This is a genomic window from Methanoregula sp. PtaB.Bin085, assembly GCF_002067035.1.
In the GTDB taxonomy this organism is placed as follows: Archaea; Halobacteriota; Methanomicrobia; order Methanomicrobiales; family Methanospirillaceae; genus Methanoregula.
The window spans coordinates 1-8334 of the sequence record NZ_MVQB01000011.1; the positions used below are offsets into that span (position 1 = coordinate 1).

General features: G+C 52.5%; 8 protein-coding genes. 1 reads left to right on the forward strand and 7 read right to left on the reverse strand.

The features are described 5' to 3' along the window. Positions 1-175: 175 nt before the first annotated feature. Genes A4E33_RS00650 through A4E33_RS00670 form a run of 5 tightly spaced genes read right to left on the reverse strand, consistent with a single transcriptional unit; the run spans position 176 to position 3088 of the window. Positions 176-637 (reverse strand): hypothetical protein, encoded by a 462-nt coding sequence (locus tag A4E33_RS00650; protein ID WP_292345454.1) that lies wholly within the window; start codon positions 635-637, stop codon positions 176-178. After that, on the reverse strand, positions 615-998 hold the full coding sequence (locus A4E33_RS00655) for a hypothetical protein (protein WP_292345455.1): 384 nt from the start codon (positions 996-998) through the stop codon (positions 615-617). The genes A4E33_RS00650 and A4E33_RS00655 overlap by 23 nt, the downstream gene beginning before the upstream one ends. Next, positions 986-1528, reverse strand: a complete 543-nt coding sequence (locus tag A4E33_RS00660; RefSeq protein WP_292345456.1) for a hypothetical protein — start codon at positions 1526-1528, stop codon at positions 986-988. Before A4E33_RS00660 ends, A4E33_RS00655 begins: the two co-directional genes overlap by 13 nt. Further along, the gene (locus A4E33_RS00665; protein ID WP_292345457.1) at positions 1522-2667 is read right to left on the reverse strand and encodes a hypothetical protein; all 1146 of its coding nucleotides are present in this window, start codon (positions 2665-2667) and stop codon (positions 1522-1524) included. Before A4E33_RS00665 ends, A4E33_RS00660 begins: the two co-directional genes overlap by 7 nt. Beyond that, complete coding sequence (locus A4E33_RS00670) at positions 2660-3088, reverse strand: hypothetical protein (RefSeq protein WP_292345458.1); 429 nt, start codon at positions 3086-3088, stop codon at positions 2660-2662. Before A4E33_RS00670 ends, A4E33_RS00665 begins: the two co-directional genes overlap by 8 nt. Positions 3089-3833: 745 nt before the next feature. Between A4E33_RS00670 and A4E33_RS00675 the strand changes: the two genes are divergently transcribed. Next, a complete protein-coding gene (locus A4E33_RS00675) occupies positions 3834-6944 on the forward strand; it encodes an Ig-like domain-containing protein (RefSeq protein WP_292345460.1) in 3111 nt (1036 codons plus the stop codon). Positions 6945-7177: 233 nt separating this feature from the next. Here A4E33_RS00675 and eif1A read toward each other — a convergent pair whose 3' ends face one another. Together eif1A and A4E33_RS00685 are read right to left on the reverse strand one after the other, a co-directional pair. Then, entirely contained in the window at positions 7178-7489 is a 312-nt protein-coding gene (gene eif1A, locus A4E33_RS00680) for a translation initiation factor eIF-1A (protein ID WP_292345462.1), read from the reverse strand. A 130-nt stretch (positions 7490-7619) separates the two neighbouring features. Next, the gene (locus A4E33_RS00685) at positions 7620-8258 is read right to left on the reverse strand and encodes a LysE family translocator (protein WP_292345459.1); all 639 of its coding nucleotides are present in this window, start codon (positions 8256-8258) and stop codon (positions 7620-7622) included. Positions 8259-8334 lie beyond the last annotated feature (76 nt).

The following is an 8334-nucleotide window of genomic DNA, read 5'->3' on the forward strand; positions in this document are numbered from 1 at the left end:
ACGATCATGTTCTTCTGCATGATCTGCGTATCTGCACTGGTCTGTTCCCGAAGAAGCATGGGATACCCGTACAGGGTAACCAGCCCGATTCCGACAATTACCATGGTGAAGATCAGGAGGAAACCGATGGATTCCGATACCCCGTCATCATTCGTTCGTTGTCCTGTCCTGTTTATCATGTGAATCCCTCCGAGTCAAATCGTACCCTGTTGACGCCCGCACCGGTGGTGTTTCCCTTGGCCTGCCCGTATTTGGAGGCGCCGATCCCTGCCAGTGCCATCTCGGCCCTGATATCATCGCGCCAGATGTCAACGGTCTGGCCTTTCTTGCTCCCGCTGATCTCAACGATATAACTCCTGCCGCCGATATCATCCGGCAGGTCAAAACTGGATGAGATATTTCCGGTATCCGGCGCAATGGCATACACATCCACAATACGGGTGGAAAGACCATTACCGATATCCGTGAACGCGGAATAGGTGATCGTGTCGGTCGGGATCTTGACGAAATTGGCATGAACCTGCAGGAGCATGACGATGAAGAGGGTCATGATGACCGCGGTGATCATGACATATTCGATCATGTTTGCAACCCCCTCGTCGCAGGATTGGTTTTTATGGGAATGTCCACGTTTCATTATACGCACTCACCCCGTTGTTGTAGTGGATGAAATAATAGGCGAATGTCCCGTTGGCATCGTATACCGGATCGGAAAAATACACGACCGCATTCTGCCGCGCCAGCGAAATGTTCTTGATCTCACTCTGAACATGGCTTCTGTTGTTGAAATTGCCTTCCTGATCGATGAACATGGACTGGATGACCACGTTCCTCACCCCCCGGATATCCTCCTTGGGGAATTCCGATACAGCCTCAGCCGTTGTCTGGCCGACAACCGTTGACTGATTCAGCATGATGGCAAGGAAGAACAGGGAGAAACTCACGATGAATCCCATCAGGACAATCCATTGGGCGGTCTCGTCACTCAGTCGCGCCATAACAGTACCTCCACAAGTGCTGCGTGCTTCCCTGCACATGATGGTGCGCTGAGGCATTCGGGAAAGATGTTGTAGGGCGGGAGAGCTGCACCATTGTAGCTGTCAACGATGATCCACTGGGAGACACGCACCGCGTGCTCACCACCATAGAGTGCACGCGACGCGTTCAGGGGAGTGCTGTTTATCATCCCCGTCCGGTTCATGTAGGTAATATTCGCCATGAACTGGATGTTGTCCCGGTTTTCGCCGGTCCGGTTGTTCAGCGAGTTGTTGAAGGCCGTGTAGAACCCGCTGCCGTCCTGGTTTTCGACAAGGATGACCAGAGGACTTTTGCCGAACGTGCCGTTGTCCGGATAGTTCAGCGCTTTCAGGGCATCGGTACCGATGACCTCTAGCTGCATATCGTTGATATGGGTATCCCCGGGAGTATAGACCGAGGTGGTGTTCACGATGATGAAGACCGTTGCCAGCATGATAAGGGCTGCGGCGATCCCTTCGATGGTAAAGAGCTGCCCGCCGGAGTTTACCATATCTTCACCTCCATCACTGCGTTAGACAGAACCGGCTGGGTGACTTCGGTGGTGTTGTAGGTGAGTTCCCATGGATGGGACTGGCTTGTGTTGAGATACTGAAGCCCATAAATGGGATTTCCATCATAATTCGTTGTTGCGTTGAACCTGAATTTCACATAGATCGATCCGCGGTCATAGGACGGGGGAAAGAAGCCCGGCTTGAAGATAACGGAGAGCGTATCGTCCAGCCCGAGTTCAAACGGGGGATTTTCCTGCACCATGTTATGGTATACATAATCTTTGTACAACTCGGAGGGCAGCTGGGTGGGTGCCTCCCCTTCATCAGATATGGTCTGGGAAAGGGTCACACACCCAAGTTCTATCTTTGCCCACCGGGGCGCAACCCATGCGCCGACCGGCGGGGATTCATGGAAGTCCTGGATGGTGATATTGATCTCCTCTGTCCGCGGATCGATCCGGTAAGCCACGTCGAAATTCGGGTTTATAACAGGTGTGGTCAGGTTATCATACAGGAGCTTGGACCGGTTAATCTGGATAACAAAGTCGTGTTCCGTGACATTGCCATCCTGGATGAGGCTGCTGGTATCATGGTTGTTGAGTCTGAATTTCTGCACATCGGTCTTGTCTATCGTTGCATTACTGAAATGCTTAATCCTGACCTGCTTGCGGATATATCCGTAATTCTCCGGTATTTTCCAGTCCCCGACAAAAAGGGGATCTTTTCCCTCTTCTTTCAGGGATATGTTGAAACGGTACGGGTAGTCGCCGAAGATAGCTTTGGTCCGGTAATCCTCTTCCAGGAACACTGTGTTGTCAAAAAACCTCTTCACCTTGACCTCGCTCAGCACATTCGGAGTTTCTTTGGAGATTGCAAGACCAAACCGCTGGATATTGTCCTTACCGGAATTCGGCTCGAACTCCCACCGTGTGTGGGTGCTGGAAGCGGTTGAAAACGCACCGGGATCTTCTGCAAGAATGACACTGGTGCGATACGCAACCGAATCAAAATCGATCTGGTGGCTGGACACCCCGATGAAGAGGTTTGGTACCAGCGTTGCCACCCAGATGAATGCAATCATGAATATCGTGAATGCCACGAGGAAGTCGATGGAGAGATTTCCGTCATCGTCAGTCATTTGAGGAATTCAGCACTCCTGTGGTTGCGTCGAATACCAGGATCCGGGTGACACCGCTGCTGCCCCTGATCGTGAGAGTGGCCCTTCCATCGCTGATCGAAAGATCGCGGGTAACGGGTATTCCCGTCCGGGTTGTGTTGGAGATTACTGCACGGTTCTTGTCAAAGAGTTCGCGGGGGAGCATGATCTTACTGGTGTCAATAACTGATTGGCTGAGCATACCCGGGCTGTCTGACACCTGTACCTTGTTTCCGGAGAACATGACAACTGAATAAATATCCCCGTGTTCGATAACAAATGTCCAGCTGCGGGCATATCCGTTCTCATCAAGATCCCTGCCACGAATCGCCTTGAATTTTTTCTCCGGCATTGTTTTTACCGGAGATTCGTTGGCCGCGATCCTGTCTTCATCATTTAACACATCCCCGGTAAACATCCGCTGAATGGTACTGTTGAGATCCAGCCGTTCTGATACTGCGGATCGTACCGGCTCCCGGGAAAGGCCTGAAGCCGGAGCACCAGTACCTGCTTCTTTCTGGGGGGTCGGGGTCGCGGCCGCTCCACCGGAAAAAGGAAGCGAACTGCATCCGGCAATAGAACAACTGGCAAGAACCAGCAAAACGACAAAAAATACAGCGGCCGATCTCCTCATGGGTAATCCTTAGGCATTATAGGTCAGAAGTGGGATATAAATTTTGGTTTATCAAGATGTGGTAGAATTCTTGGCAGAATCATGGATCAAAAGCAGGGATCCAAACATTTAACCGGGTGCTGGAAAACCGGGCATGCCGGATACGTTATTTTTTTCATGTCCTCTTATACCGCAGGCTTTTACCGCGGTTGCAAGAACGGTTCGTGAACGATCATTCCGGTTCATTGGTGATGGCAGGAAACCGGAACAATACTATGAAATGTATTGAGAAAATACCATCACGTACCTGGTCAATAGTGTTGGTTGATAACTACTCAGGTTTCCATCACTTTTCGATCTATCAGATGATTCCGGGACAGGAAATGATTTAAAAAACTGCCGGTAGTATGCAGAGATGTGAGATCGGAGAGTAATTATTATTTATTTTATGAATCGGGCCATTTTCCTTGATGCTTTAAAAATGAGAATCTTTATATATGTTGCGAACGCATCCTATGTTTCGAGAGTGTTGGCAATGCGAGCGAACGCTGGTTTTTTAATATTGCTGGGGGTGTTCCTGCTTATCGGGACGGTCCCGGCGTTTGTGGCGGATGTTGGTGTGATAACATCGGGCAAGGAATGGCCCGTTGCAAACGGGTATGATACAGCGACAATAACCGTCACGGCAACGAACATGTCCGGACCGGCGGTACCCGGTGCACAGGTTGTCTTTTCTGTTGATAATTCCGCATATGGATCGATGAGCCCGGCAACGGTAACAACCAACGCTGCCGGTATTGCAACCAGTACATTTATCACCGGCACGAAAAGTGGTACTGCTACGATCACGGCAACAATCAAATCTTCAGATGCTGAGGGGTCGTACACAAAAGTCATTACCCTTCTCCAGAAAATCGATCACGATCTGGCGCAGACTGCAGAATTCAACACCCCTGACCAGGCACTGGTAGGAACGACAAGCGATCTCGTGGTCACTGTTTTTGATTCTCACGGAAACCTCGTGGACAACCTGAACCCGGCTGAACAACATTCCTTCTATCTCTTTATGTCGTCGGGACAGAACAGCGGGTTCTACAACGGGGTGACCTACAGCTATTCCAACCAGACGCAGACCGGCGCCTTCGGCAACACATCAGTCCCGTACAGGATCTCGGAGAAGGCCGGCCAGAACTGGATCTTCATGAGCCCGTTCGGGAACATGGCATACAGCCCCGACTGCTATGTCGAGGGTATTGCACTCCCGGAGCCTGCATATATAACCTATATCCCGCACCCTCCCCCTTCAGATGAAATCCCCGCCGACGGTGTTGCGTTCTTCGGGCTGTACTCCTTCGTATTCGACAAGTATATGAATGGTATCAACAACACACCCATGCGGCTGACAGCATCGGACGGCACATCCTTTGAGGACACGAGCGGGGACGAGGGTTCGTTCTATGCCACCTTCGGCCCCAAGGATACCGCCAGCACCTATGAGCTCGAAACATTCGCACTCGCCAACACATCTGCACTCTGCCTCACGACTGGGGAGGTTGGTAAGTGCAACCAGACATTGAAATTCCACAACACCGAGCCGGTCGATCTTGTCCTGACAGGGAACCCGCAGGGTATGGCCAGCCTTGATGTGGATCCCACTTCAACCGGTACCGTCCTCGCCAAGGTGGTTGATATTAAGGGCAACTCTGTAATCGGGGAGACAGTATCGTTTACCATCGGAACCCCGACGTACCCGGGCGGGCCTTACAACGAGACCTCCGCACCGACAATCTCACCCGGGTCTGCCGCGACCGCAACGGGAGGATATGCCACAGCAACGTTCACGCCGGGCGCGTTTGCCACGTATCTCACGCCGGACGATTATAATGCAACTGCGACCGGCATCGTAACAGTCACCGGAACCTGGACCAATAAAGCAGGTACGCGTACGGTTACCAAGGATGTCACGTTCGTGTACAAGAACTACCCGTACCTGAGTATCACTGTCCCGAAAGATGCCTGTGACAATGCCGTTGTCGGCCAGCAGATCAACTTCAGTCTCAGCCTGAAGGGTGATGGTGCGGCCCTCAGGCCAAAACCGATTGATGTCGTATTGCTGAATGACCGGTCCGGAAGTATGCTGGAAGACAATCCGGACCGGATGGTGTCTCTCATGAACGCTGCGATCCTCTTCAACTCCAAGATGGACGACAGCAAGGATCGGGTCGGGCTTTTTTCATTCGGGGACACCGCCGGCTGGAGCGGATGGGCGGACCTGACAGGAGCAGCAGGTCACCAATATGTAACCAGTTGGGAGGGAATCGATAACACCAACTCGGATGATGTCGCATACGTTGCTGCGCACTATCCCGCAAGTCCCAAGAATTACGGCGCCACGGGTTCGAACACGTATTCACGCGATCTCGCGCTGACATCGAATCCTATAACAAATGCTGCACTCATCAACGCCGCGATCAACGAAATGGTTCCCGCGGGATCAACACCCATGCGGGAGGGCCTGTACTACAGTGTCAAGGAAATTGTGGATAACAAACGGCCGACAGCTGTCAGTGCGGTGATCATGCTGACCGACGGGCAGTACAACACCGGTGGTTCACCTGCAGGAGGATCCGGTACATTAAGTCTGCCGGGCATCGGCACGGGCAGCGTCATCAATTACGCGAAAGCAAACAACGTCACGCTCTATACCATCGGCCTGGGAAGTTCGGTCAATTCGGGTGAACTGACCACCTTTGCCAACCAGACGGGCGGGAAATATTACCCAGCTCCGTCACCGTCCGATCTTGGTGGGATTTACTCCCAGATTGCCGGTGACCTGCAGGATGTTGCCGGCGGCGAGACCGAGGTGGTCCTCAACTACGGCTCGGTGAAGATCAACAACGTGACAGGTGGGGATATTACCCAGTACATGCAGTACCAGCCGATCATGAGCCTCCCGCTCCAGGAGACGGACTCAACCTTCATCAAGAAGATAAATGTATCAAAGACCGGCGTGACCAATATCCAGTACACCCAGTATCGCGATGATTCCGCGAACTATACCAGCGGCCAGATGGAGTTCGACGTGGGCGAGATCCGGCTGAACGAAACCTGGTCAACCAACTTCAGGCTGAACCTTGTCAAGGCAGGAAAGGTTTCGCTCTTCGGTATCGGCGACACCTCATCAAAGATCTGTTTCCGGGACGCAGCAACCGGGGCGATGAACTGCCAGTTCATCGAAGAATGGGAATGCCCCATCCGCGAATCCAAGGTCAACGTCCCGTTCGGCAACAATACCCTTCTCGTTGATAATGTCAACGCGGATGTTCTCGGGCCTGACCCGAACATCCTGACGGTCTCCTGGGATACCACCTACAATGGCAATGATTCTGTCCAGCTGACAGTCAGCTACAAGAACCTGGATATCAAAGGTTCCCACTATGTTCAGGCCCCTGGCGGGGTGTTCTTCGAGACGGCCTGTGATCACAAACCAAGAAGCATGACCATCAACACCAAGAACTGGCCTGACGGCCATTACTCTATCCAGGTCTATGGCCAGGCCGTGAACAAGGATGCCAACCCCTCAATGGGCGAGGACCAGTGGGAGAAGAGCACTTCAACTGCTGAGAATTATATCCAGCTCGATTAACTTTTTCCACGTTTTTCTGATCACATTCCTGGCGAAGGATAGGTCATTACCTTATTCTGTCTGGCAGAGGATTACCGGGAGCTGTACAATTGTGTATGCTGCCTAAAAATCCCCAAAACAGAATTCCGCCCGGAAAAAACTGAAAAAATATCAGGGGAGAATAACGAATACCCCACCAAATCCGGAAATCCCACCGTCGGCAAGATGCTGAAAAAAGAGGGGATTAACAACCTTCAGAGGTAATTATTCCGGCGGAGCCACTCGACCTGAGGGCCGGTGTACCGGTAAATAATATCGCATTTCTCGTCCTGGAATGTCCATGGTATTATGATGAGGATATCCCCTTCCCGGATCCAGACTTTCTTTTTTATCTTTCCCTTGATCCTGCCCATCCGGGTAACCCCGTCGAAGCCGCGGACCCGGATATGGTTTGCGCCCATCATGAGTTCGGCGCAGCCGAACATCTCCCGGTTCCGTTTCTGGGGCAGCTTGACACGGACGATCTCGTCGCCCGGCGATGGTGCACCCGGTTTATGGTCTGTCAGTACAACCTCTCCTTTTCCCTGTTTTTTATCGCTTAATTGTTGGCCTGAAAGAAAATATACTTAATCATGCCCGGCGGCAGGGCACCGGATCCTGTTCCGGAACGCGGACCGTGTCGGAGTGCGTACACACTCACGGGAGGAGGGCCGGTGCGACAAGAAGGAGAACCAGCATGCCGGCACCTGAACCGGCAATGAGGGTCCCGGAGGCCTTGTTTATCCAGACAAGGTTATCCGTGCTGAGCCGTGAGCGGATCGATCCCAGCGAACCGCACAGGATAATCCACCAGACTGATGAGCCGGTAAAAACACCGGCAACAAAGGGGGCCGCTGCGATCAGGGTTGTCCCGTGTGCGACAATACCGAACCCGGGCAGGATCGTCATGAAGACAATGATCGCAAACGGGTTGGCAACTGCGACAGCGAAGAGGGAGAGATAGTCCCTGAAATACGAGTCCGGATCCCCGGAATCATTCCTGACAGCAGCCGGGACCGACCTGAAGACAAGGATACCGGCACACACGAGGGCAATCCCGGCGATGAAACGGAAGGCGGTCTGGTAGGCGAGGATAAAACCGGAGACTGCGGTCATGCCAAGAAATACAATTGCTGCATAGAATGAGTCCGAGGTTGCCACACCAAGGCCGGAACAGATCCCGTGAAGGCGTCCCCCGTTAATGGTACGGTGGATGCATACCAGCGAGATGGGCCCGACCGGTGCAGCGATGGAAAAACCGATAATCATTCCCTGAAGGAAGAGGTCAGAACCCATACAGCACCAGAGAACTCAGCAATGCGAGAAGCAGGAGTTGAACCTGCGAACCCCTTCGGGAACAGATCTTGAGTCT

What these genes read in the sequence shown, in the direction of transcription:
- A4E33_RS00650 (WP_292345454.1), bottom strand. Translation starts at nt 637, where the DNA reads ATGAAACGTGGACATTCCCATAAAAACCAATCCTGCGACGAGGGGGTT.
- A4E33_RS00655 (WP_292345455.1), bottom strand. Translation starts at nt 998, where the DNA reads ATGGCGCGACTGAGTGACGAGACCGCCCAATGGATTGTCCTGATGGGA.
- A4E33_RS00660 (WP_292345456.1), bottom strand. Translation starts at nt 1,528, where the DNA reads ATGGTAAACTCCGGCGGGCAGCTCTTTACCATCGAAGGGATCGCCGCA.
- A4E33_RS00665 (WP_292345457.1), bottom strand. Translation starts at nt 2,667, where the DNA reads ATGACTGACGATGACGGAAATCTCTCCATCGACTTCCTCGTGGCATTC.
- A4E33_RS00675 (WP_292345460.1), top strand. Translation starts at nt 3,834, where the DNA reads ATGCGAGCGAACGCTGGTTTTTTAATATTGCTGGGGGTGTTCCTGCTT.
- A4E33_RS00685 (WP_292345459.1), bottom strand. Translation starts at nt 8,258, where the DNA reads ATGGGTTCTGACCTCTTCCTTCAGGGAATGATTATCGGTTTTTCCATC.